This is a genomic window from Alistipes senegalensis JC50 (assembly GCF_025145645.1).
Lineage (GTDB): Bacteria > Bacteroidota > Bacteroidia > Bacteroidales > Rikenellaceae > Alistipes > Alistipes senegalensis.
This window is the reverse complement of the sequence record NZ_CP102252.1, coordinates 2,879,256-2,904,143: the sequence shown is the minus strand read 5'-3', so window position 1 is coordinate 2,904,143 and position 24,888 is coordinate 2,879,256. Positions and strand designations below refer to the sequence as shown.

Here is a 24,888-nt window from a genome sequence, read left to right as displayed (position 1 = left end):
TTGCTGTAAGAAAGCCGTTCGGGTAATTAGTACTGCTCGGCTTTGACATTACTGTCTTTACACCTGCAGCCTATCAACGTAGTCGTCTCCTACGCCCCTCAAGGGAAGACTTATCTTGGGGATGGCTTCGCGCTTAGATGCTTTCAGCGCTTATCCAAACCGAACGCGGCTACTCGGCGGTACACTTGGCAGCATAACCGATACACCGGAGGTTCGTCCAACTCGGTCCTCTCGTACTAAAGTCAGGACCCCTCAATCTTCCTACGCCCGCAACAGATAGAGACCGAACTGTCTCACGACGTTCTGAACCCAGCTCGCGTGCCACTTTAATCGGCGAACAGCCGAACCCTTGGGACCTTCTCCAGCCCCAGGATGTGACGAGCCGACATCGAGGTGCCAAACCGCCGCGTCGATATGAGCTCTTGGCGGCGATCAGCCTGTTATCCCCGGAGTACCTTTTATCCTTTGAGCGATGGCCAGTCCACACAGAACCACCGGATCACTATACCCTGCTTTCGCACCTGGTCGACTTGTTGGTCTCACAGTCAAGCACCCTTATGCTATTGCACTCTGCGCACGGTTACCATTCGTGCTGAGGGTACCTTGGGAAGCCTCCGTTACGCTTTTGGAGGCGACCACCCCAGTCAAACTACCCACCAAACGGTGTCCCCTTCGCAGGGTTAGAATCCAAGTACACAAAGGGCCGTATTTCAACGTTGACTCCACGAACACTGGCGTGCCCGATTCACAGTCTCCGGCCTATCCTACACATTGTGTACCCAAATTCAGCGTTAAGCTATAGTAAAGGTTCACGGGGTCTTTTCGTCCCGTTGCGGGTACCCGGCATCATCACCGGGACTACAATTTCACCGAGCTCACGGTTGAGACAGTGTCCAGATCGTTACACCATTCGTGCAGGTCGGAACTTACCCGACAAGGAATTTCGCTACCTTAGGACCGTTATAGTTACGGCCGCCGTTTACTGGGGCTTCGATTCAATGCTTCTCTTGCGATGACATCCCCTCTTAACCTTCCAGCACCGGGCAGGTGTCAGGCCCTATACGTCTTCTTTCGAATTTGCAGAGCCCTGTGTTTTTGATAAACAGTCGCCTGGACCTCTTCGCTGCGCCCTACTCGCGTAGGGACCCCTTTTCCCGAAGTTACGGGGTTAATTTGCCTAGTTCCTTAACCGTGATTCACTCGAGCACCTTAGGATACTCTCCTCGACCACCTGTGTCGGTTTACGGTACGGGTGACATATGCTTAAACTTAGAAGATTTTCTCGGAAGTCGACTTGGGTGAACTATCGGATTGGCCGTAGCCGCTCCGTACTGTCAGGTTTCAGCAAGGACTAACTCTTAATCTGTCCCTATACCTACGCCCTTTAACCGCCTATTCCGTCAGGCGGCGTCACTTACGTTCCTTCGTCTCTCCATCGAGGCATATGTCAGTATCGGAATATTAACCGATTGTCCATCGAGATCACCGTTCGGCTTACCCTTAGGACCCGACTAACCCTGATCCGATTAGCGTTGATCAGGAAACCTTGGTCTTGCGGTGTGCGGGTTACTCTCCCGCATTATCGTTACTCATGCCTACATTTGCTTTTCCATAAACTCCACCTATCCTCACGGAAGGGCTTCGACGTCAATGGAATGCTCCCCTACCGCACTCTCGTGCCCAGAACTTCGGTGGTATACTTGATGCCCGTTTATTATCCACGCTTTGCCGCTCGACTAGTGAGCTGTTACGCACTCTTTGAATGAATAGCTGCTTCCAAGCTAACATCCTAGCTGTCTCTGCAGCAAAACATCGTTAGATCAACTTAGTATACTCTTCGGGACCTTAGTTGCTGGTCTGTGTTGTTCCACTCTCGTAACCGGACATTAGCACCCGGTCGCTCACTGCTGTAAATCATACTACTGGCATTCGGAGTTTGTCAGGATTTGGTAGGCGGTGAAGCCCCCGCATCCAATCAGTAGCTCTACCTCCAGTAGACTCTCAATTACAACGCTGCCCCTAAAGGCATTTCGGGGAGTACGAGCTATTTCCCAGCTTGATTAGCCTTTCACCCCTACCCTCAAGTCATCGAGAAGCTTTTCAACGCTTATTCGTTCGGTCCTCCAGTTGGTTTTACCCAACCTTCAACCTGCTCAAGGGTAGATCGCAAGGTTTCGCGTCTACAACCACTGACTGGCCGCCCTGTTCAGACTCGCTTTCGCTTCGGCTCCGTGCATTCATGCACTTAACCTCGCCAGTGATTAGTAACTCGTAGGCTCATTATTCAATAGGCACGCCGTCACGGCACGAAGCCGCTCCGACCGGTTGTAAGCGTATGGTTTCAGGTTCTATTTCACTCCCCTGTTCGGGGTTCTTTTCACCTTTCCCTCACGGTACTGGTTCACTATCGGTCTCTTGGGAGTATTTAGCCTTACCGGGTGGTCCCGGCGGATTCAGACAGGATTCCTCGTGTCCCGCCCTACTCAGGATACTGCTATCGCATGACATACTTACCTGTACGGGTCTTTCACCCTCTATGGACGAACTTTCCAGAACGTTCCAGTTCATTGTCAATTGAATATTGCAGTCCTACAACCCCGGCTTTGCCGTAACAAAACCGGTTTAGGCTGCTTCCCGTTCGCTCGCCGCTACTTAGGAAATCGATGTTTCTTTCTTTTCCTCCTCCTACTAAGATGTTTCAGTTCAGAGGGTTGGCCTCCGTTGCCGGATGCCGGGTCTTCTACCCGGCGGGTTGTCCCATTCAGAAATCTCCGGATCAAATCTTGTTTGCAAATCCCCGGAGCTTTTCGCAGCTTACCACGTCTTTCTTCGCCTCCAAGAGCCTAGGCATTCCCCATACGCCCTTATTTACTTTCTTACAACTTCCAACACGGCCTATTGACTCCGTGTCGGAACTCTATCTCATCTCCTCAAATATGTCAATGTACGTTACGAACTTTCGTCCGTTCAGAACAGCACTCGGTTCGAACCTACGCCTAAAGCGGTGCTGTTGTAACGTTTCTTTGAAGTGAGCAGCTAAACTACCTTTGAAACAAGGCTCCAGAAAGGAGGTGTTCCAGCCGCACCTTCCGGTACGGCTACCTTGTTACGACTTAGCCCCAGTCACCGGTTTTGCCCTAGGTCGCTCCTTGCGGTCACGAACTTCAGGCACCCCCAGCTTCCATGGCTTGACGGGCGGTGTGTACAAGGCCCGGGAACGTATTCACCGCGCCATGGCTGATGCGCGATTACTAGCGAATCCAACTTCATGGAGGCGGGTTTCAGCCTCCAATCCGAACTGAGATAGGCTTTCGAGATTCGCATCCCATCACTGGGTAGCTGCCCTCTGTACCTACCATTGTAACACGTGTGTAGCCCCGGACGTAAGGGCCGTGCTGATTTGACGTCATCCCCACCTTCCTCTCGGCTTACACCGGCAGTCCCGCCAGAGTGCCCAGCTTGACCTGATGGCAACTAACGGTAGGGGTTGCGCTCGTTATGGGACTTAACCCGACACCTCACGGCACGAGCTGACGACAACCATGCAGCACCTAGTTTCCTGCCCCGAAGGGAAATCCTGTTTCCAGAATCGTCAGTAACTTTCAAGCCCGGGTAAGGTTCCTCGCGTATCATCGAATTAAACCACATGTTCCTCCGCTTGTGCGGGCCCCCGTCAATTCCTTTGAGTTTCATTCTTGCGAACGTACTCCCCAGGTGGATAACTTATCGCTTTCGCTTAGCCACCGACTGTGTATCGCCGACAGCGAGTTATCATCGTTTACTGCGTGGACTACCAGGGTATCTAATCCTGTTTGCTCCCCACGCTTTCGTGCCTCAACGTCAGATATAGTTTGGTAAGCTGCCTTCGCAATCGGTGTTCTGTATGATCTCTAAGCATTTCACCGCTACACCATACATTCCGCCTACCGCAACTACTCTCTAGCTCAACAGTATTAGAGGCAGTTCCGGTGTTAAGCACCGGTATTTCACCTCTAACTTATCAAACCGCCTACGCACCCTTTAAACCCAATAAATCCGGATAACGCTTGAATCCTCCGTATTACCGCGGCTGCTGGCACGGAGTTAGCCGATCCTTATTCGTACGATACTTTCAGCCGGATACACGTATCCGGGTTTACCCTCGTACAAAAGCAGTTTACAACTCATAGAGCCGTCATCCTGCACGCGGCATGGCTGGTTCAGACTTGCGTCCATTGACCAATATTCCTCACTGCTGCCTCCCGTAGGAGTTTGGTCCGTGTCTCAGTACCAATGTGGGGGGTTAACCTCTCAGTCCCCCTATGTATCGTCGCCTTGGTGAGCCGTTACCTCACCAACCAGCTAATACAACGCATGCCCATCCATAACCACCGGAGTTTTCAACCATAAGGGATGCCCCTCATGATGTTATGGGATATTAGTACCGATTTCTCAGTGTTATCCCCCTGTTATGGGTAGGTTGCATACGCGTTACGCACCCGTGCGCCGGTCGCCGGCAATTGAAGCAAGCTTCAATCCCGCTGCCCCTCGACTTGCATGTGTTAGGCCTGCCGCTAGCGTTCATCCTGAGCCAGGATCAAACTCTCCATTGTAAAAAATGTTTCGTTATAAATCTTTAGCTCTAATCTCAAAGGTATTGTTTGAAATCACTCTCTTGCGAGAGTGGAAAAACTTTTAGCTGCTCAAATACTTCAAAGAACGCTGTTCAATATATTACTATAAGAACAATTTCTTTCGTCTTGTCCGGAGAGCCGATCCTTCGATCCTCTCTCCCAGTTCCGACCGCTGAATTTTTCAGCGGAAAGTGGTGCAAAGATAAGTGTTATTTTTTGAACCACCAAAACTTTTCGAAAAAATTTTTCAGAAAATTTTCAGAACCTTTTTGCTTATCGCTCCTCATCGAAGCGGGTGCAAAGGTAAGTCTTTTTTCTGAATCTCCAAAACTTTTCAGAACTTTTTTCAAAATTTTTCAGAACCTCTTTTCGTCGCTTCCGAGGTGTGTTTCTCTCTCGAAGCGGGTGCAAAGATAAGGGCTTTTCCCGGCAAATTCCAAATAATTCGAAGACTTTTTTTCGACAATTTCGACAATCCTCCTTCACCCGGTTATGGATCAGCGAGTTAGTTGTGAAAGTTTTTTAATATCTTTGCAACGGCAACTCAAAGCTATCGGCATGAAGTCTTTATTATATATAGGTATGCTTTTTTCGGCTGTTTCCTGCGGCCGTCCGACACCCGAACTGCACCCGGGCGATCTATTGTTCCAGGTCGGGAAAACCTCGGAGATGACCGAGGCGATCACCGCTGCGACGGGTGAAGCGCAGCGGCTGAATTACTCGCACGTGGGAATCGCCGTTCCTGCCGCGGGGGCCGATTCCGTACTGGAAGCCACAAGCGACGGCGGCGTGCGGCTCACCGCACTGGCGGATTTCCTCGGCCGCTCGGCCCGGATCGACGGACGGCCTGCGGTCACGGTGATGCGTCTGCGCGACACGACGGGCGTCACGGCCGCGGTCGCACGGGCCCGCACATACCTCGGGCAGCCTTACGACTACTCTTTCCGTCCGGACAACGGCAAAATGTATTGCAGCGAACTGGTGTGGGCGAGTTATCTTGCGCAGGACGGCAGCCGACTTTTCACGGCGCGGCCGATGAACTTCCGGGCCGCAGACGGCACGATGCCGCAGTTCTGGACGGAACTGTTCGCAAAAGCAGGCGAAGAGATTCCCGAAGGAGTTCCCGGCACGAATCCCAACGACATGGCCCGGGAGAGCATTCTGGAATGCGCGGGCCGCTACTACTGACGCTCCGGGATTCGCCTCGGCGCAACGTCCGCAGGCGCATCCGCCGATTCGGCATCCGTCAGACGACCCGTTCGACGGTGATGTCGGGATTTTCGCGCAGCAGATCGATGTAGCCCTCCTCGCTGGCCTGTCCCTTGGCGCGGATGACGATCGTGGCGCGGTGTACTACCCCGTCGGAGGTGCGCTGGGTCTCGACTTCATAGGAGATGACCGAATAGTCCTTGCTTTCGAGACGGGCGAACATCGCGTCGATGAACTCTTTCTTCTGCGCCGAGAAGACGATCATCGTGCGGCGGCGTCCCAGCCCGCCGAAGAAAAGCGTCAGCACTTCGAGTCCGAACAGCGTCAGCACGGTGGCCGCCCCGGCGACGACATACATGTGCCCTCCGGCCGCGAGCCCGATGCCCGCCGTAGCCCAAAGGCTCGCCGCGGTGGTCAGTCCGCGCACTAGCTGACGGTGGATGATGATCGTGCCGGCGCCGATGAATCCGATGCCGCTGACCACCTGCGCCGCGATGCGGCTGGGGTCGAGCCGCAGCCCGTCGTGGGTCGCCAGGAAGCCTTCGAAGCCGTATTGCGAGACGATCATCATCAACGCGCTGCCCAGCGCCACCAGAAAATGGGTGCGGAATCCCGCATCCTTCACCCTGTATTCGCGGTCGAGCCCGATGACCGTTCCGCAAAGCCCCGCCACGCACAATCGCACGATAAGATCCCACTCCGTCTCCATATCCCATTCGTTTTTACACAGATACAACCGCCCCTCGGCACTCCTCCGGGTCCCGGTCATCCGGTCCCGGCGAAGAAATCCGCCGCACGGCGGTCCGGCGAAGGGTTTTATCATTCAAATATACGATTTTTTCGGCGATTCGATTGCAGAGTGCAAATAATTTCGTACTTTTGCAGGCTAAGTTTAACTAATTAACTATTTACGACAATGCCGAAAATGAAAACCAATGCCGCTGCGAAGAAGCGTTTTACCTTCACCGGCACAGGAAAGATCAAGCGCAAACACGCTTATCACAGTCACATCCTGACCAAAAAGACGACGAAACAGAAGCGTAACCTCTGCTATTCGGGTATCGTTTCTGCGGCCGACGAGGCCAAAATCAAGAACCTGCTCGTTAAGTAATTAACCGGCGGAATTTATTAATCGGAGCAGAACAGCCCCGAAGAATACGGGAGAACCGTATCGCTGTGAGCTCTCAAAAAACTTTACAATATGCCACGTTCAGTAAACGCAGTTGCGTCACGCGCACGTCGAAAGAAAGTTTTGAAACTTGCCAAAGGCAACTTTGGTTCAAGGGGAAACGTTTGGACCGTTGCGAAAAATACGGTCGAAAAGGGTCTGTGCTACGCTTATGCACACCGCGCCCTCAAGAAGCGGACATTCCGTTCGCTGTGGATCACGCGTATCAACGCCGCCGTCCGCGCCCAGGGAATGACCTATTCGCAATTCATCGGCAAGCTCAACGCCAAAGGCATCGTCCTCAACCGCAAGGTGATGGCCGACCTGGCGATGAACGAACCGAAGGCATTCGAGGCAATAGTTAAAGCAGTTAAATAATCCTTCCCCGGAAGGGTTTTAGCGGCGGACACCGGGGAGGTGTCCGCCTTTTTTCGGTATCAAACGGATTCACGATGGAGACCTGGAAAAAGACATTCGCCGTCATTTGGAGCGGACAGCTGGCGTCGATCCTCAGCAGCGAGATCGTGGCCTACTCGATCATCTTCTGGATGAGCCTCGAAACCGGCTCGGCCGAGGTGCTGGCATTCGCGGCCATCGCCGGCATGCTGCCCCAGTCGCTGCTGGGCCTCTTCGTCGGGGTCTACATCGACCGCTGGGACCGCAAGCGCACGATGATTCTCGCCGACAGCTTCATCGCCCTCTGCACGCTGGCGCTGGCGGCGCTGTTCTGGGCCGGGGCTGCCGAGATGTGGCACATCTACATCCTGATGGCCTGCCGTTCGGCGGGCTCGGCCTTCCACATGCCCGCCATGCAAGCCTCGGTCCCGCTGCTGGCCCCGCAGTCGCAGCTCACGCGCATCGCCGGAGTCAACCAGATCATCGCCTCGCTGTCGAGCATCGCGGGTCCGGCCCTCGGGGCGCTGCTGATCAACCTCACCTCGATCGGCAACATCCTGCTGCTGGACGTTGCGGGAGCCGCCCTCGCCTGCACGTCGCTGCTCTTCGTCCGCATCCCCAACCCGCCGCGCGACACGACCCGCAAACCCGACCTGTGGCGGGAGTTCCGCGAGGGCTTCTCAGCCATGCACGCCATCCCGGGCATGGGCTGGTTCTTCACACTCTCCATCGCCGTCTGGTTCTTCATCATGCCCGTCGGGGTGATGTTTCCGCTGATGACGCTCCAGCATTTCGGGGGCGGGACCTACGAAATGAGCCTGATCGAAATCGTCTGGGGCGGCGGAGCGCTTCTGGGCGGCGCCGTCATGGGCGCACGCACCTACCGGGTCAGCCGCATCGTGCTGGTCAACCTGATGTATCTGATCGTGGGCCTCTCGTTCGCATTGTCCGGGCTTCTGTCGCCCTCGGGATTCCTTTGGTTCGCGCTCTTCACGGCAGCGGCCGGGGTATCCAGCAGCGTCTTCAACGCTTCGTTCGTCTCCGTGGTCCAGACCCGCATCGAATCCGGGGTACTGGGGCGCGTCATGTCGCTCTACCGCAGTTTCGGACTGCTGCCCGCGGCCCTCGGACTGCTCGGCACGGGATTCCTCGCCGAGCACGTGGGACTGACGCATACGTTCGTCATCGCCGGGGGTATCATCTGCGCACTCGGGCTGACGGGCTTCTCCATCCCGTCGGTCATGCGGCTCGACCGCAAGGCATAAAAAAACGGCGGCCCTTTTCAGAGCCGCCGCCGTTTTCGCATCGGAATATCAGTTCTTCGGATAGACGTAGCCGTTGTAATAAATTTTCTGATACAACTGATTGCCGTCGTTCGACCATACGTACCTCACATCGGGCGAAGGATAAGCCGCCGTGTCGTAATTAAAGGACTCGAAGCTGCACTCCTGCGTACCCTCGATGATCTGTCCGCTCCGGTAAACGCTGCCGGAACTGAGGTAATAGCTCATTCTGAGATTCGAACTGTCGGTGCCTACATAGATGGAAGAACCCTCGGCACGTCCCTCGCTGATCTTGAAATCCTTGCCTCTGCACTCCGAATAGACGAGGTCGGCATTCGCTCCGCTCAGCGTAAAGTCGGCAGACCAATTCGAATGCACCGTGCTCTGGTCGATGTTGGCGCTGAGACCGCGCACCGCAATGGTATACGAACCGTCGCCATTACTATAAAGCGTCGTCGAACCGCCCTCCATATGCACCGTCTGGGTCCCGTAGTTCGACCTGGAAAGCACTTTCAGATCGTCCTGGATCTCCACCTGCCATACCTTATCGACCTGAGCGTCTTTCAGCTGCTCGGCACCGTTGGTCCTGACCAGCACCGAGCCTTTCAGATAGAAACCATCAGGCTGTTGGTAATCCTCGTTATAAGTGATTTCATAACTGCCGTCATCCTGCCGTTCGATCTTCGCTCCCGCGGTGAACAGCAGGCTGATGACCGAATTGGAGTTGCCCTCGATCTTCAGTTTGGTCAGGTCCACGTCCTTGAGTTCGGTCTCGGGATACTGCTTCGCGGCCTCGGCCAGCAGCAGGGCCAGCCGAATGCCCGCATTGGCCGGCTGCATGGCGACGGCATTCTGCGTCATCGTCATATTGTAGATATTCATACCCGGTTGCAGGGGCAGTAATTCCTTGTAGCTGTCATCCTCCTTGATACAGCCCGACAGCGCGAAGGCCGCCAATACAATCGTTGCAAAAAGTTTATTCATCTCGTATGTTTGATTAATTTCCCTTAATAAACGGTCCCGCCGGCAATATACTGCGTCGGGAACGAAAAAAATCGCATTAATTCATTGCAAAGATAATAAATCATGCCGGACCGGCAGAACTTTCCGACAAATAAAAGTGTCGTCGCGCCTCCGAAACCTCCGATTTGGCCGTTTCGCAGCAAATTCGTATCTTTATCCATGCGGAGGTACACAAACGGCCGATCGTCCGTGCACCGGAATACGGGCCGGACAGCGGCTCCGCCCCACGAAACGATGAAAAACAGCAAACCAATCGCAATTACGCTTATGTCAATCCTGTCACTCTTCGGATGCGGTCCCTCGAAGGCCCCCGAGTATCCGTCCGACCAGCTCACGGCACGCGACGGCACCCGGTTCACGATCACCTTTTTCAAACACGCCTCGCTGTCAATCTCCGCGGGCGGCAAATACATCTACGTCGATCCCGTCGGCGCCAACGCCGACTACGCCGCGCTGCCGAAGGCCGACATCGTGCTCATCACCCACTCGCACTACGACCACCTCGACGTGGCGGCGGTCGAGAAACTGCTCGCGCCCGACACGGAAATCCTTTGCGACCGCACGTCGGCCGAGGCTTTCGAAATGAACTGCTACACGATGCGCCCGGGCAGCATCGCCACGCCGCGCGACTGGGTGAAGGTCGAGGCCGTGGCGGCCTACAACACCACTCCGGGACACCTGCAATTCCATCCCAAAGAGCGCGAGGACTGCGGCTACATCCTCACCGTCGGCGGCACGCGCATCTACATCGCGGGCGACACGGAGCCGACGCCCGAAATGCGGGCGCTGCGCGACATCGACATCGCGTTCCTGCCCGTGAACCAGCCCTATACGATGACCGTGGAGCAGGCCGCCGAGGCCGTGAAGGCGCTCCGCCCGGCGATCTTCTACCCCTACCACTACGGCGAGGTGGAGGAAAAGACCGACATCGACCGGCTGGTGCGCGCGACCGAGGGGCTGACCGAAATCCGGGTCTGCCCGATGGAATAGCGGCGTAAGACGCCCGCCTTACGGACGACGCATTTTTCTGCCGCTGCTCAACCTGCGTGGCGCCACGAACCGAACGCCCGCCCAGTCAAACGGCAGGAGGGCCCGAATGGACCCTCCTGCTTCGATAACAACCCCTGCCGCGGCTATTTTTCGGCTGCGGCTTTTTTCGGTTCGGCCTTCACTTTGAGCGATGCGAAGCCTTTCACGATGTTCGCATCGTCGTTCTTCGTGCCGTCGTAAACCACCGTGACCTCCTTTTTGGGCAGGTCCACTTTCACGTCCTTGATGCCCTTGCCGAGCGACGGAACGTTGTTCATGATCTTCTTCACACAGTGATCGCAGTCGATGTCGGTCACGAACACCGTGGTCACGATTTTCTTTGCGGCGGGCTTCCCGGCTGCCGCGCACACGCCGACGCCCATCGCCAGAGCCAGGCAGAACAATACGAATTTTTTCATCTTTACTTTCTATTTTAAGGTTTTACATGACGTCTTTCACGCGGGTCAATAGAGGTTGAACCGCAGCCCGACATAGAACTTGCGGCCCATGAGCGGCCCCCAGACGTTCATCGAGTTGAACTTGTAGTCGTAGGGATTCTGCGCATTGAGAATCGGGTCCTTCTGCCGGTAGTCGGCGATGTTCTCGCAGCCCGCATAGATGTCGAACTTGCCCACCTTGCGGCTCACCTGCGCATAGAACATCGGGTAACGGGGCGAATAACTGTCGTTCGCCAGATCTCCATCCTGCGTCGGGATGCGCGCCGGACCGTTCAGCTGCGCCGTGGCGTCGAACACCCAGCGGCGGAACTTCGTGGCATACTGGATGTTCAACAGCGTCTTGTACTGGCTCACCAGCGGACGTTCCACGCGGGCCGAGCCGCCGCCGGGACGCTTGATCGTCATTTCGCTGTCCGTGTAGCGGAACGTGGCGAAGATGTCGAGCCGCTCGACGGGCGTCCACGAAAAGTCGATCTGATAGGTGTCGGTGAACGAACGTCCATCGGTGTTGTAAAAGACGATCGCCTCCGGGTCGTACTCCTGATCGGCGACCACCGAGTTGTAGAACTGCGTACGGAAATAGTCGAAGCTCAGCGTCGCGTTGTCGCGTCCGGCCAGCGAGAAGGTCTGCGTCAGGCTTCCGCCGACGGTCAGGGCCTTTTCCATGCGGTCGAACTTCTCGAAATCGGACGTTCCGGAGGCTTCGTCGCCGAGGAACGCGATCTTCCGGCCCGTGGCCAGCACGCCGATATTGTCGGTGATGACGTTCGTCGAGCGGTATCCCAGACCGGCCGAGGCGCGCAGCGTCGTCGAGGAGGAGATGTTCCACTTCAGATGCCCGCGGGGCGTTGCGAAAAAGCGGTCGTAATAGGCGTTGTAATCGCCGCGGATGCCCGCCACGATCGAGAATTTGTCCTTGACGGCATAGGTGTATTCGGCATAGGCCCCCGCCTCCTGCTCGTCGCGGTCGAAGTCGAAATCGCCCGCCGCCGTTCCCGGAATCCACGGCGTCGGGTTGACCAGACGCTCCCGGTAGTAGTCCAGATGCGCCTGCACGCCGACGATCAGCGACGAACGGTAGGTGAAATAGTGGTTGTACATCAGGTTCAGCGCCGCGGCGTTCTGATTGCCCTCGTAGGTGTTGAGCCCGAAATAGGCATCCTCGTCGAAGTGGTCGAAGTCGGCCACGAACGCCAGGTTCGAACGCATCTCGTCCTGTTCATCGGGGTCGTAGACCGACGGACCGACGGGCATACCTATTTTAATATAGCCGTTGGCGTTGCGGTTGCGGATATGCGATCCGTAGAGCGGCATCGGTTTGTCCTCGGCCTCCCAGTCCCAGTTCTGCGCCATATCCTCGCGCATGGCGGCGGTGTTTTTGAAATCGAGCATGCCGCCCAGGCGGTTTTCCTGCACGAATTTCCAGCCCCAGCGCACCTGCGTGCCGTTGTCCGCCGAGTAGAGCCATTTGTTGGCCACGTTGATCTGGTCGGATTTCGGCAGGTCGCGGAAATGGTCGTGGTTGTGGTCCATCTTCCGTGCGTCGGTGTCCGTCGAGCCGTGGAGCAGGATGACGCTCGACAGCTTCTTGTCTTTGGTCACGGGAAACGCCGTCGAGATGTTGGCCTCGGGACGCAGCTCGTCGTCGAGATAGAGGTTCACGAAGAGCCGTTCGTCGTCCGTGGGCTTGCGGTGTTCGAGGTTGATCTGCCCCGTGATGGCCTCGTGGCCCGCCGTGACCGAGGCCACGCCTTTCGACACCTGAATCGAGTTGAGCCACATGCCGGGCGTATAGCTCAGGCCGTAGGGAGCGCTCAGGCCGCGCATGATCGGACGGTTTTCGTCGAGGATCTGGGTGTAGGTCCCGGCCAGCCCCAGCATCTTGATCTGCCGGGCGCCCGAAATGGCGTCGCTGTAACCGACGGTCACCGACGCCGAGTTCTCGAACGACTCGGCCAGATTGCAGCAGGCCATCTTGCAGAGACCCGCGAACGAGATCATCTCGCCCTTGACAATGCCGTCGCGCTTGACGAAATTGCCACTGAGGTTCCCTTCGACCACGACATCTTCGAGAGCCACGCCCTCCGAACGGAGGGTGAATTCGACCTTATCGACGCCGTTTTCGACGCGGATCGTGTCGTTGATATAGCCCAGGTAGGAGGCTACGAGTTTGTCGTAGCCCTTCACCCGGTGCAGTTGGAAAGCGCCCTGCGCGTCGGTGCCGGCGCCGATCGTCGTTCCGGCCCAGTAGACCGAAGCTCCGATCAAAGGTTGTTTGTCCGCATCGCGGACCACGCCCCGCAAATCCTGGGCGTTCAGCGTACCACAAACGGCGAGGGCCGAAAGCGTAAAGAATGAGATTCTGTAAAAATTCATGGAAAAATTCCGTTATCGGTTAAAACTGATTGCGGACCGATGCACGCGGCATCGGTCCCGAAGGGAGTTTCAAGCCGATACGGGAGGGGCGCGGAAGCCCACGGGAAGAAGCACGGCCTCCTGCACGAAAGGCGGACGCCGTTCGGCGACCTTTTTGCGCAGGAAAGGAACATGGGCCGGACACGGGCACTCGGCGGCGAGTGCGGGAGGCAGGTCTATGACCGTGCAGCGAATATGGCGTTCGTCGTCGCCGGAGTTCTGGGAGATATAGAGTTCTATCTCGGTCGAATGGAGTTCGCAGCCGCAGCACGCACGCACGACCTCGTGGTCCGGAACGTCGTGCCGGCACTCCGAAAGGCACACATGCTCCGCATGGGCCTTGCGCTCCGCGCACCCGCAGGTCAGGGAGAGCACGGCCGTTCCGGCCGTCGCCAACAGGTAGACGGCCGTCAGCAGCAACGCTATGCCTTTCTTCATTTTCATCCTTTCTCGATTCCGCACTCCGCGAAACAGCCGGCTTTTCCCGATACAACGGTCGCATGCCCGCCGGCCATCCGTCTAACGCCCGGACACTTCGCAAAAGTATAAAAAATTCCCAAAAACGCCTAATTTTCTTTTCGTTTCTGCTTTTTTCAATTACGGATTGCATAATTTCCAAAAACCGCTTATCTTTGCCGTAGCGGTCTGTGAGGGCTGCTGACATACGACAATAAAAAGCGTTAGCTTTAATCTTGCTTCTCTGAAACTTAGGAAATTTCTCGAAGCTGCCAAGAGTAAAGCGTAAACGCTCACGTTCCACACGTGGGCTTTACTCATTTATTTGGCAGCATAGGTATCCTAAGACCTCAGAGGGCAAATAAAAGTTTAGCCCGCGTTTTTTATTGTTTGGTGTTGGAAAACCATTAACCCACTAAACAATACGTATTATGAAAAAAATTCTATTGCTTCAATATTTTCTGCTGTTCAGCGGAACAATGGCATTTTCCCAAAAAGAACTATCGGAAAGTCCCTTCAAAAATGTCATAGGTCAAACTCTTGAAGTTGATCGAAATAAATATCTATATCGAATCGAAACAACTGATTTTGCTTTCATATTTCATTATTTCTTTGAAAAGCCTCAAACATATACGATTGTTGACATAATTCCATTCCATAAATTTGTGGATGACCAGGTCCCGGAACAATACAAAGAAGACTGGATTAATTCACGATTGCCTTCCTATTATCCGATCCTCACCTTAAAAGACAAAGTTACGGGACTTACCAACAATTTTATCTCGCCTCAAAAAATATCGACGGAAAACGATGTTTTGATCTTCCAACCCGATTCGGACTGGTTAAAATCATTCTTCAGGCTCTATGATAATGCAGAAGTCGAGTCAACATCCGGCTCCAAATGGGTATTTACAGACTGTGGAATAGGGAGTTCCGGGAGCATCTTCTTAACCACCGAAGCTGGCACTAAAATTTATCTCAAAACAATCAATCACATCTTAAAAGTTCCATTTGCATGGTATGAATATAGAAAACAGCGGGCCGAATTAGAAAAACGACGACTCGAACAAGCTAAACAACAAGCCGAACAAGCTAAGCAACAAGCTGAATTAGAAAAGCAACGAAAAAGACAAGCCCTGATAAAAAAATACGGTCCCCATTACGCGCAATGTATCGAAGATGAAAAAATCGAATTGGGAATGCCCAAAGAAGTATTCTTCGAAATCAAAGATAAAGATTTTATCGCTCGGATACAAGAAAGTTTGGTTCACGGAGTACGTGTCGAAATTTATCGGGAAATCCGGGCCGGGTCTGCCCTGATCTATGGATATAACAAGTATGATTACTACCGTTTCGAAAACGGAAAACTCGTTTCATATTTATATGATTAACCTAAATGCTATGAAAAGTAAAACCAAAGATGGATTCGTCTATGTAATGTCGAATCCATCCATGCCGGGACTGGTAAAAATCGGTATTGCACGGGAAAGCGTCGAAAAACGCAAAAAATCGCTTTCTTCGCCGTCGGGCGTTCCCACTCCGTTCGTGATCGAATATGCTTGTAAGGTCACCGACTGCAAAGCCGTGGAAGATGCATTCCACACGGCATTCACCCGCGACCGAATCAACATGTCGCGCGAATTTTTCCGGATCGACCCCATTCAAGCCATCGTCCTGCTGGAATTGATGAAAATCGAGGATGTGACCGAACAGGCCACCGCCGATCAGCCGGAAGCCAAACGCAATCCCCGGTTTGATTTCGACAAAATGGGCATTCCCGTTGGGGCAGAATTGGTGTTCGTACGCAACAACAACATAAAAGCTACGGTCGGCGAAAACAATAAAGTAAAGTACAATGATAAAATCTTGTCGCTTTCTGCACTTACCCAAAAATTGACCGGCTATATTGTCCGTCCCGTACAATATTGGACATATGACGATCGTAACCTGCTGAATATCTACAACGCGACCTACCCGTCGAAAGGATAGACCGCACGGCAAATTTTCACTGCGGAGCGTCCCGAAAGGACGTTCCGTTTTTTTGCTCCCGTCCCGCTTTTCACTATCTTTGTATCATGGAACCCGCTTCGGACAAGATATACGACACGCTGAAACGCTACTGGGGCTTCACGGAGTTCCGTCCCGTGCAGGAGCGGATCATCCGCTCCGTCATGGAAGGACGCGACACGCTGGCGCTGATGCCCACGGGCGGCGGAAAGTCGCTCACCTATCAGGTTCCGACCCTCGCCCGCGAAGGCGTGTGCATCGTCGTCACGCCGCTCATCGCCCTGATGAAAGACCAGGTCGATCGCCTCCGGGCACGGCGCATCCCGGCCGTGGCGATCCATTCGGGCCTCTCGCCCCGGGCCATCGACATCGCGCTGGACAACTGCGTCTACGGCGACGTGAAATTCCTCTACGTCGCGCCCGAACGACTGGCCACCGAGGCGTTCCGCCTGCGCGTCGTGCGGATGAACGTCTCGCTTCTGGCCGTTGACGAAGCCCACTGCATCTCGCAGTGGGGCTACGACTTCCGCCCCTCGTACCTGCGCATCGCCGAACTGCGCGAAAAGCTCCCCGGAGTCCCCGTGCTGGCGCTCACCGCCTCGGCCACGAAACCGGTGGCCGAGGACATCATGCGCCACCTCAAATTCGCCGAGCCGCACATCCTGCGCAGCAGTTTCGCTCGCCCCAACCTTTCGTACAGCGTCCGCCGCACCGACGACAAGAACGGCCAGCTGCTGCGGCTGCTGCACAACGTTCCCGGCTCGGGCATCGTCTACATGCGCACCCGCGAGGGCACCGAGCAGACCGCCGAATTCCTGCGGCAGGAGGGCATCCCGGCCGCGGCCTACCACGGCGGACTGGGGCACGCCGAACGGGCGCTGCGGCAGGAGGAGTGGCTCTCGGGCAAGGTCCGCGTGATGGTCGCCACGAACGCTTTCGGCATGGGCATCGACAAACCCGACGTGCGGTTCGTGGTCCACTACGCCATGTGCGACTCGCTCGAAAGCTACTACCAGGAGGCGGGCCGCGCGGGCCGCGACGGACAGCGGGCCTACGCCCTGCTGCTGGTGGCTTCGGACGACAGCGACCGCATCGCGCGGCGCTTCGAACAGGAGTTCCCCCCGCTCGAAAAGGTCAAAGACATTTACGAATCGGTCTGCTCCTACCTGCAAGTGGGCGTCGGCGACGGCGGCGAAGCGTCGTTCCTGTTCAACATCCACGACTTCTGCGCCCGCGAGCACCTCTACTCGGGGACGGTCCTGAGCGCCTTGAAACTGTTGCAGCAGAACGGCTACATGACCCTCACCGACGCGCAGGACAACCCCGCGCGGGTGATGTTCTGCGTCAGCCGCGACGAGTTGTACAAACTCCGCGTGCAGCGCGACGAGCTCGACCACTTCATCCGCACCCTGCTGCGGCTCTACAACGGGGTCTTCACCGAGTTCCGGCCCATCGACGAAGGCGAGCTGGCCACGTGGAGCGGCTACACCGTCGAGCGGGTCAAGGAGCTGCTGAAACGGCTGTGGCAGCTGCGCGTCATCCGCTACATCCCGTCGAACCGCTCGCCGATCCTCTTCCTGAACGAGGAGCGCCTTCCGCGCGCCGACCTCTACATCGCCCCCGAAACCTACCGGCTGCGGCAGCAGCTGATGCGCGAACGTTTCGAACAGATGGTCGCCTACGCCGACAACGACGACGAATGCCGCAGCGCGGTGCTGGAACGCTATTTCGGCGAGGGCGATCCCGCGCCCTGCGGGGTCTGCGACGTGTGCCTCGCGCGCAAGCGGGCCGCCAAGGCCGCCGGACGCAAAGCCGCCGGGGATGCCGATCCCGATTCCGCCGCCCTGCGCGAAAAGCTCCTGCAACGCCTCGCCGACTCCCCCGCCGACCCGCGGCAGCTGGCCGACGGCATGGCCTGCACGCCCGAACGGCTGGCCGGAGAACTCCGGACGCTGCTCGACAAGGGAGAGATCCGAACGATGCCGGACGGCAGGCTCGCACTTTCCGGCGATCCCGACAGCCTCGGCCGGGCAAATTAGTCGTACGACGGGCAAGATTTGTGAAAATAATTCCGTAAATTTGTGGGAATTTTCACCGCATGACCACTGTAAACAACTTCATTGATAAGATCAGCAATGAGCAGACCGCCCTGCTTCCGGCCATCGAGTTCCGGGGGGAGATCTGCCTCGTCGAGCACGAGCGCGACATCGCCGAGGCTTGCAAGCGCCTCGCCCGAGAGCCGCTGATCGGCTTCGACACCGAGACGCGCCCCTCGTTCCGCCCCGGCGTGACGTTCCGCGTGTCGCTGCTGCAACTCTCCACGCCGACGGTCTGCTACCTCTTCCGGCTCAACCGGATTCCGCTGGCCAAACCCATCCTGCAACTGCTCGAAAGCAGCGATGTGCTCAAAATCGGCGCCGACGTGGCGGGCGACCTGCGTTCGCTGCGCCAGATCCGCCACTTCCGCGACGGGGGCTTCGTCGATCTGCAAGCCCTGGCCCCTCAATGGGGCATCGGGGAGAAGAGCCTGCGCAAACTCTCGGCCATCGTGCTGGGCCAGCGCGTCTCGAAAGCCCAGCGGCTGAGCAACTGGGAGGCCGCGACCCTCACCGACAAACAACAGCTCTACGCCGCCACCGATGCCTGGGTCTGCATCCGCATCTACGAACAGCTGCTGCGCACACCGAAAAAACCGATCCGCAAATGATACCTAAGATCTACCTGCGCCGCGGCAAGGAGGAGTCGCTCCTGCGCCGCCACCCGTGGATTTTCTCGGGGGCCATCGACCACATCGAGGCCGAGGAGGAGTCCGATTTCGCCGAAGGGGCCCTCGTCGAGGTCTACACCCGTCCGGGCGAGTTCATCGCCCAGGGCCACTACCAGGTGGGCTCGATCGCCGTGCGCGTGCTCTCGTTCGAGCGGGAGCCCATCGACCAGGCGTGGTGGAACCGCCGCATCGCCGTGGCCTACGACGTGCGCCGCACGCTCTCGCTCACGGACAACCCCGCGACGACCTGCTACCGCCTCGTCCACGGCGAAGGGGATTCCCTGCCGGGGCTGGTGGTGGACATCTACGGCACGACGGCCGTCGTACAATGCCACTCGGTAGGCATGTACCACGCCCGGCAGCAGATCGCCGAAGCGCTGCGCACGGTCTACGGCGGCCGGCTCACGGCCATCTACGACAAATCGTCGCAGACGCTCCCCTTCAAGGCCGACCTCGGGGCCGTGGACGGCTACCTGTGGGGCCACGCGGAGCACTCCTCGCAGGTCGTCACGGAGAACGGCGAGCGCTTCCTCGTCAACTGGGAGAAGGGACAGAAGACAGGATTTTTCCTCGACCAGCGCGAAAACCGCGAACTGGTGAAACGCTATGCGAAGGGCCGCACGGTGCTCAACACCTTCTGCTATACGGGCGGCTTCTCGGTCTACGCTCTTTCGGGCGGCGCCAAAGAGGTCTGCTCGGTGGACTCCTCGGAGCGCGCCGTGGCGCTGGCCGCCGAGAACATGCAGCTCAACTTCGGCGACAGCGCGGCCCACTCGGAGGTCGCCGCCGACGCCGTGGAGTACCTCAAGGACATCGGCGACCGATACGACCTCATCATCCTCGACCCGCCGGCCTTCGCCAAGCACCACAAGGTGCTGGGCAACGCCATGCAGGGCTACAAGCGGCTCAACGCCCGGGCGCTGTCGCAAATCCGCCCCGGCGGCATCCTCTTCACCTTCTCCTGTTCGCAGGCGGTGTCCAAGGAGCTGTTCCGCACGACGGTCTTTTCGGCCGCGGCCATCGCGGGGCGCAAGGTGCGCATCCTGCACCAGCTGACCCAGCCCGCCGACCACCCGATCAACATCTACCATCCCGAGGGCGAATACCTCAAAGGGCTGGTACTCTACGTAGAATAAGCCATGAAAAAACTGCTGACCACCACCCTGATCGCGCTCGCCGCGGCCCTGACGGCCGGGGCCCAGAGCCGCACCGAAGTCTACACCCTCCCGAGCAAGATCCTCGGCGTCGAGAAAAGCTGCACGGTCTACCTGCCCGACGGCTACGACCGCTCCGGAGAGAGCTACCCGGTGCTCTACCTGCTGCACGGCGCCAGCGGCTGCCACACCGACTGGACCCAGAAGGGCTACATGCGCCGCATCACCGACGAAACCGTCGCTTCGGGCATGGCCCGGCCGATGATCGTCGTCATGCCCGACGCCGCAGGCGAGGGCAAGAACTACACCGGCCGGCACATGGGCTATTTCGACGTTCCGGGCTGGAGCTACGAACAGTTCTTCTTCGAGGAGTTCATCCCCGCCGTCGAAAAGCACTACCGCATCGTCGGCGACAAGGCCCACCGGGCCATTTCGGGGCTCTCGATGGGCGGCGGCGGCACGGCGGTCTACGCCCTGCGCCACCCCGAAGTCTTCGGCTCGGCCTGCCCGATGAGCGGCCTTCTGGACGCCCTGCCCGGCCCGCGCAACTACGACGACGCATTCAAACAGTCCGTCGCCGACAACTCGCCCGTGGCGATGCTGCGCGAAATGCCCGACGACAAGCTCGACGGTGTGCGCTCGGTCCGCTGGTGGGTGGACTGCGGCGACGACGACTTCCTCTGGAAATGCAACGTCGATTTCTACTCGCTCATGCGCGAACGGAACATCCCCCTGCAATACCGCATGCGCGACGGCGGCCACACGTGGCGCTACTGGGAAACCGTCCTGCCCGACGTGCTGATCTTCGTCTCGGCGGGATTCGGCAAATGACGACACACGAAAAAGGGCTTCCGTCGGAAGCCCTTTTCGTTTCAGCGGTACAACACCGCCGCCAATGCCGCCGGATCGCCCGGCAGTCCGGGCCAGGCTGCGGAGAGTGCGGCCGCAAGCGCTCCGGCATCGGCATTCTCCGCGACGAGGGATTTCAGTTTTTCGAGATAAGCGATCTGGAACTCCACCTCGGCCGGCGTTGCGGGTGCGCCGTGCCCTCCCACGAAGAGCGTACAGCCCGACGCCGCAGCGGCTTTCAGCGCCGCAAGCTGCGCATCGACCGCCTCCGGTCCCGTGATTTGGAGCGGGGATAAGTGGGCCTTCGCCGGAGCGAAATGCGTGTAGCAAACCTGCCCCCCGATCACCACGCTCGAAGCCGGAAAATCGGACGACGCACCCCGTGAGAAATCGAAGGCAACCCCGGCCCACATCCGGCGGCCTTCGGCCGGCACTTCTTCGTGCCCCGCGTGTTCACGCAGGTCTATCGCATCGCCGAACGCCGCTTTGAAGCCTTCGAGCATGCCGCCGTAAACGGCCCCTTTCGCAAATTCGGACATTCCCTCGACCAGCACGACCTGATCGGGCGCATAATCGGCCACGCCGCCCACATGATAGTCGGCCACGACCTTCACGACGGGTTTTCCCAGTCCTTTCAGGTATCCGGCAAACTCTTTCAGGTTCTCTTTGAAGAGGGGCATTTCCAGTATCACCAGTCCGTCGCGGCCTTCGACGACGGTCGTCGCATCGCCCAACGCATCCTGCGTCAGGTAGACATGAAGCCGGAACCCGTCCATGTCGTACGTCTTCACCTCACCTTTCAGCAGCGCCGCATCGCCCTGCGCTCCGAACACGCCGCCGCCTGCCAGGAGCGACACGATCCATAAAATCTTTTTCATCGCCTTAACAATTTAGAAATGAACATCAGTTACTTTTAGTAATATGATTACCATTATTTACCGCAAAGGTAAGGCAACGGTTTCGGATATGCAAGAAGGCACCTGCCGATCAGTAGGTTACCCTCGTGTAACGAATATTCGGAATGAGGCGATTAAATCGGCGAAAAAACTGAAAAAATTTCGAAGCCAGCGAGTCCTGGGGCCGCAGTTTCCGGCACGGAATCGAAAAAGCCCCTCAGGGAGGGGCCTTTCCATATTCATCTATTTCACCTTTTCGTAGACGTAAATCTCGTGAATCTCCCGGTCGTAGCCCGGATAGAATCCCCGCGGCATCCCCAGCACGATCCGCGCACCCCGGTTGGCCAGCACCAGCAGATCGTCCGTCGCGGGATCGACCGCCAGCCCCTCGATCTCGCCCGCCCGCCGGAAATCGTCCATCGAACGGAACGGCAGCACCGTAGCGCAGGACTTTCCGTCGCGCAGATCGGCGATGTAGAGATTGTCCGGCTCACCGAGATCGGCATCCCCGTCGTCGGCCGAGATCAGCATCCGTCCGCCGGCCATGAAAATCCCCTACTGCCACTGCGGCACGGGACGCAGGTGCACCTTGCGCACGTATCGGCCCGTCGAAAGATCGTATCCGTAGACATAGCGCCCATCGACCCAGTCGGCCATCCAGACCATGCCGCCGTCGCGGTCCACGGCCAGTCCGCACACCTCGACCTGTCCCGACGCGGGTTCCCAGTCGATCGAACGTTTCCATTCCAGCGTGTTGGCATCGTACACCGCGACCTGGATATTCTCCCCGCGGCCGTCCTCAAAGGTCTCGATCCCGGCGTAAATCTCCCCGTTCCAGACGTCGATGTCGCCGATATGGTTCGCCGCCAGCGGCAGCCCCTCGAAGGGCCGTTCGTTCCGGGCCGCCAGCCGCCCCTGCTTGTCGTACTTGTAGAGCGCCGTGCTGCCCGACACATAATAATAGGCCGAATCGGCGGCGATTCCCTGCCGTCCTTCGACCGGAATCACCCGCTTCAGGCGATATTCCGCCCCCAACTCCTGCGCCGCAAGCGGCATCGCGGCCGCCAGCAGCAGCCCGAAAATCAACCCTTTTTTCATTTTCGTCTCCATCTTACGCCCTCTCGGGCAAAAACAGGGCCGGAGCCGCATTCCCGTCGAGGAATCCGTTCCGGCCCGGATCGAAAGCGGATCACCGCCTATTTTCGCTTCGCGCGCTGCTGGGCCTCCTGCTGACGCAGAAGCTCCTCGTAACGCTGCTGGAATTTCGATTTCTTGCCTTTCGACTTCCTCGCGGCATTGGCCTGCATGATGGCGTGTATCTTCTGGTCATCGACCATGCGGCGGATGACGAGCGTCTGCCCGATGGTGAAGAGGTTCGAAAGCAGGTAGTAGTAGCACAGACCGCTCGAATAGCTGTTGAACCAGAAGAGCATCATGATCGGCATCAGGTAGACCATCATGAACTTCATGCCGGCCATCTGGGGCTGCGACGAGGCGGTCTGCTGATAGCTGAAATAGGAGTATCCGAACAGCGACAGGGCCATCAGCAGGGCGAACAGCGACACGTGATCTCCGTAGAAGGGGATCGAGAAGGGCAGGTTCAGCACGCTGTCGTACGACGAGAGGTCGTCGGCCCACAGGAACGGCTGCTCGCGCAGCTCGATCGAGGCGGGGAAGAAGCGGAACATGGCGATCAGAATCGGCATCTGGATCAGCATCGGGATACAGCCGCCCATGGGATTGATGCCCGCCTTCTTGTAGAGCTCCATCGTCGCCTGCTGCCTTTTCATCGCATCCTCCTGCTTGGGGTATTTCTTGTTCAGCTCATCGACCTGCGGTTTGATGAGGCGCATCTTGGCCATCGAGACATAGCTCTTGTAGGTGAGCGGCGAGATCACCAGCTTCACCAGCACCACCAGAATCAGGATGATGATGCCGAAGCTGCCGATGTAGTTGCGCAGGAAGTCGAAGACCGGAATCACGCACCAGCGGTTGACCCATCCGAAAATGCCCCATCCCAGCGGCACGAGCCGTTCGAGATGGATCTCGGCGCCCTTCGAATCGTCCACCTTCTTGAGGATCGAGTACTTGTTGGGGCCGAAATAGAAGGCGAAATCATACCCTTCGGTCTGCGGCGTATAGGGCACGCCCATCTGCGCCGTGAAGGTTTTCAGCAGCGACGATTCGGGAGCCGCCGTATCGAAAGCCAGGTTCGCATAGGAGACGTTCTCCGGAGCGATGAACACCGACGAGAAGAACTGCTGCTTGAACGCCACCCACGACACCTGCGTCGAAATGTTCTTCGACTTGGCGCCGTCGCTCATGCCCAGCTCCTCGATCGACGATTCGCCCGGGAAGCGGTAAGCCAGCGTAGTGTACATGTTCTCGTTCTGAAAACCCTTCTCGTTCTGGTAGGTGGTGTTGGCCCAGTCAATCTGAATCTGGGTCTGGTTGGCCATCTCGCGGGCCATGTTCACCAGCCGCACGTCGAAATCCACGAGGTAGTCGCGTTCGGGCGACTTCGTGTCATAAATCGTGTAGCGATACTCCAGATACGACCCTTCGGCGACCGGAAGACGCATCGCAACCACGACGCTCTCCGCACCGTCGGCGGCCGTCGTCTCCGGCTCGGCCGTGAACACATAGTCCAGCGTGTTGACCGGGATGTTCCTCAGCCCGTTTTTCACGTAAAACGAGAGTCCGAAACGCGCCGTCGCGGGGTCCATCAGCTCGATCTGCTGGTTGCGTTCGCCGCGCGGGGCGTACTTGGTGTAGTCTTTCAGCGTGACGCCCGTGATCTGGCCGCCGCGGGTCGAGAAACGCACCGCTATCACGTCGTTCTCCACCGTGAATTCCTCGGGTTCCGCCTCGCGGGCATTCGCCAGCGACTCGCCCAGCGTCTCCACCTGGCGTTCGCGCGCCGCGGCCGCAGCCTCCTCGGCCGTCACTCCGGGCTGCACTTCGCCTATGGCCGTCGAATCGGCAGCCGGAACCGCGGGCCGCGTCGCGCGGGCCACCGAGTCCATATAGGCGTCATACGCCTCTTTCTTTTCGAGATATTCCTTCTGCTGCTTGCTGTTGATGTAGGCGAATCCCAAAAAGAGGACCGCCACGACGGCAATGCCGATAATTGATTTCTTATCCATTAAAATACTGTTCCTTTTT

At 57.4% G+C, this 24,888-nt stretch carries 18 protein-coding genes, 2 rRNA genes and 1 pseudogene; 11 read left to right on the top strand and 10 right to left on the bottom strand.

Annotation, left to right across the window (positions count from 1 at the left end):
* Positions 1-5: 5 nt before the first annotated feature.
* Together NQ519_RS11630 and NQ519_RS11625 are read right to left on the bottom strand one after the other, a co-directional pair.
* A 23S ribosomal RNA gene (locus NQ519_RS11630) occupies positions 6-2,878 on the bottom strand.
* Between the two features lie 186 nt (positions 2,879-3,064).
* Positions 3,065-4,592: ribosomal RNA gene (locus NQ519_RS11625) — 16S ribosomal RNA — on the bottom strand.
* The 16S and 23S rRNA genes sit together here, the layout of an rRNA operon.
* Positions 4,593-5,171: 579 nt before the next feature.
* Here NQ519_RS11625 and NQ519_RS11620 point away from each other — a divergent pair.
* Entirely contained in the window at positions 5,172-5,801 is a 630-nt protein-coding gene (locus tag NQ519_RS11620; protein WP_026076580.1) for a YiiX/YebB-like N1pC/P60 family cysteine hydrolase, read from the top strand.
* A gap of 58 nt (positions 5,802-5,859) precedes the next feature.
* On the opposite strand, the gene NQ519_RS11615 is transcribed toward NQ519_RS11620, so the two are convergent.
* Positions 5,860-6,531, bottom strand: a complete 672-nt coding sequence (locus NQ519_RS11615) for an MgtC/SapB family protein (protein WP_019150986.1) — start codon at positions 6,529-6,531, stop codon at positions 5,860-5,862.
* A gap of 207 nt (positions 6,532-6,738) precedes the next feature.
* Here NQ519_RS11615 and rpmI point away from each other — a divergent pair, with 207 nt between their 5' ends.
* The 3 genes from rpmI to NQ519_RS11600 all read left to right on the top strand — a co-directional run bounded on the left by rpmI (position 6,739) and on the right by NQ519_RS11600 (position 8,651).
* Positions 6,739-6,933, top strand: a complete 195-nt coding sequence (rpmI, locus tag NQ519_RS11610) for a 50S ribosomal protein L35 (RefSeq protein ID WP_019150987.1) — start codon at positions 6,739-6,741, stop codon at positions 6,931-6,933.
* A 90-nt stretch (positions 6,934-7,023) separates the two neighbouring features.
* Entirely contained in the window at positions 7,024-7,368 is a 345-nt protein-coding gene (gene rplT / locus NQ519_RS11605; protein ID WP_010265672.1) for a 50S ribosomal protein L20, read from the top strand.
* Between the two features lie 74 nt (positions 7,369-7,442).
* Positions 7,443-8,651 carry an MFS transporter gene (locus tag NQ519_RS11600; RefSeq protein ID WP_019150989.1) on the top strand — a complete coding sequence of 403 codons (1,209 nt, stop codon included), beginning with the start codon at positions 7,443-7,445 and terminating at the stop codon, positions 8,649-8,651.
* A 48-nt stretch (positions 8,652-8,699) separates the two neighbouring features.
* Here NQ519_RS11600 and NQ519_RS11595 read toward each other — a convergent pair whose 3' ends face one another.
* Positions 8,700-9,653, bottom strand: coding sequence for a hypothetical protein (locus tag NQ519_RS11595; RefSeq protein ID WP_227901114.1), 954 nt, complete (start codon positions 9,651-9,653; stop codon positions 8,700-8,702).
* Positions 9,654-9,959: 306 nt separating this feature from the next.
* Between NQ519_RS11595 and NQ519_RS11590 the strand changes: the two genes are divergently transcribed.
* Positions 9,960-10,682 carry an MBL fold metallo-hydrolase gene (locus tag NQ519_RS11590; protein WP_019150992.1) on the top strand — a complete coding sequence of 241 codons (723 nt, stop codon included), beginning with the start codon at positions 9,960-9,962 and terminating at the stop codon, positions 10,680-10,682.
* Between the two features lie 143 nt (positions 10,683-10,825).
* On the opposite strand, the gene NQ519_RS11585 is transcribed toward NQ519_RS11590, so the two are convergent.
* The 3 genes from NQ519_RS11585 to NQ519_RS11575 all read right to left on the bottom strand — a co-directional run bounded on the left by NQ519_RS11585 (position 10,826) and on the right by NQ519_RS11575 (position 14,038).
* On the bottom strand, positions 10,826-11,140 hold the full coding sequence (locus tag NQ519_RS11585; RefSeq protein ID WP_026076581.1) for a heavy-metal-associated domain-containing protein: 315 nt from the start codon (positions 11,138-11,140) through the stop codon (positions 10,826-10,828).
* Between the two features lie 45 nt (positions 11,141-11,185).
* Positions 11,186-13,555 (bottom strand): TonB-dependent receptor, encoded by a 2,370-nt coding sequence (locus tag NQ519_RS11580; RefSeq protein WP_019150994.1) that lies wholly within the window; start codon positions 13,553-13,555, stop codon positions 11,186-11,188.
* Positions 13,556-13,624: 69 nt separating this feature from the next.
* Positions 13,625-14,038: a hypothetical protein gene (locus tag NQ519_RS11575; RefSeq protein WP_019150995.1), complete on the bottom strand. Its 414-nt coding sequence runs from the start codon at positions 14,036-14,038 to the stop codon at positions 13,625-13,627.
* Between the two features lie 443 nt (positions 14,039-14,481).
* On the opposite strand from NQ519_RS11575, the gene NQ519_RS11570 reads away from it, so the two are divergent.
* From NQ519_RS11570 to NQ519_RS11545, 6 genes are all read left to right on the top strand, one after another.
* The gene (locus tag NQ519_RS11570) at positions 14,482-15,441 is read left to right on the top strand and encodes a hypothetical protein (protein ID WP_218915858.1); all 960 of its coding nucleotides are present in this window, start codon (positions 14,482-14,484) and stop codon (positions 15,439-15,441) included.
* Between the two features lie 10 nt (positions 15,442-15,451).
* Complete coding sequence (locus tag NQ519_RS11565; RefSeq protein WP_026076582.1) at positions 15,452-16,039, top strand: GIY-YIG nuclease family protein; 588 nt, start codon at positions 15,452-15,454, stop codon at positions 16,037-16,039.
* Between the two features lie 86 nt (positions 16,040-16,125).
* The gene (locus NQ519_RS11560; protein ID WP_019150998.1) at positions 16,126-18,096 is read left to right on the top strand and encodes a RecQ family ATP-dependent DNA helicase; all 1,971 of its coding nucleotides are present in this window, start codon (positions 16,126-16,128) and stop codon (positions 18,094-18,096) included.
* Between the two features lie 59 nt (positions 18,097-18,155).
* Positions 18,156-18,764 carry a 3'-5' exonuclease gene (locus NQ519_RS11555; RefSeq protein ID WP_019150999.1) on the top strand — a complete coding sequence of 203 codons (609 nt, stop codon included), beginning with the start codon at positions 18,156-18,158 and terminating at the stop codon, positions 18,762-18,764.
* Positions 18,761-19,960: a class I SAM-dependent rRNA methyltransferase gene (locus tag NQ519_RS11550; protein ID WP_019151000.1), complete on the top strand. Its 1,200-nt coding sequence runs from the start codon at positions 18,761-18,763 to the stop codon at positions 19,958-19,960. Before NQ519_RS11555 ends, NQ519_RS11550 begins: the two co-directional genes overlap by 4 nt.
* 3 nt (positions 19,961-19,963) lie before the next feature.
* On the top strand, positions 19,964-20,809 hold the full coding sequence (locus NQ519_RS11545) for an alpha/beta hydrolase (RefSeq protein WP_019151001.1): 846 nt from the start codon (positions 19,964-19,966) through the stop codon (positions 20,807-20,809).
* A 41-nt stretch (positions 20,810-20,850) separates the two neighbouring features.
* Here the strand turns inward: NQ519_RS11545 and NQ519_RS11540 are convergent, their stop codons facing one another.
* The 3 genes and pseudogenes from NQ519_RS11540 to yidC all read right to left on the bottom strand — a co-directional run bounded on the left by NQ519_RS11540 (position 20,851) and on the right by yidC (position 24,869).
* Complete coding sequence (locus NQ519_RS11540; RefSeq protein ID WP_019151002.1) at positions 20,851-21,705, bottom strand: hypothetical protein; 855 nt, start codon at positions 21,703-21,705, stop codon at positions 20,851-20,853.
* Between the two features lie 261 nt (positions 21,706-21,966).
* Positions 21,967-22,821: pseudogene (locus tag NQ519_RS11535) on the bottom strand (YncE family protein).
* Between the two features lie 98 nt (positions 22,822-22,919).
* Entirely contained in the window at positions 22,920-24,869 is a 1,950-nt protein-coding gene (gene yidC / locus NQ519_RS11530; RefSeq protein WP_019151005.1) for a membrane protein insertase YidC, read from the bottom strand.
* Positions 24,870-24,888 lie beyond the last annotated feature (19 nt).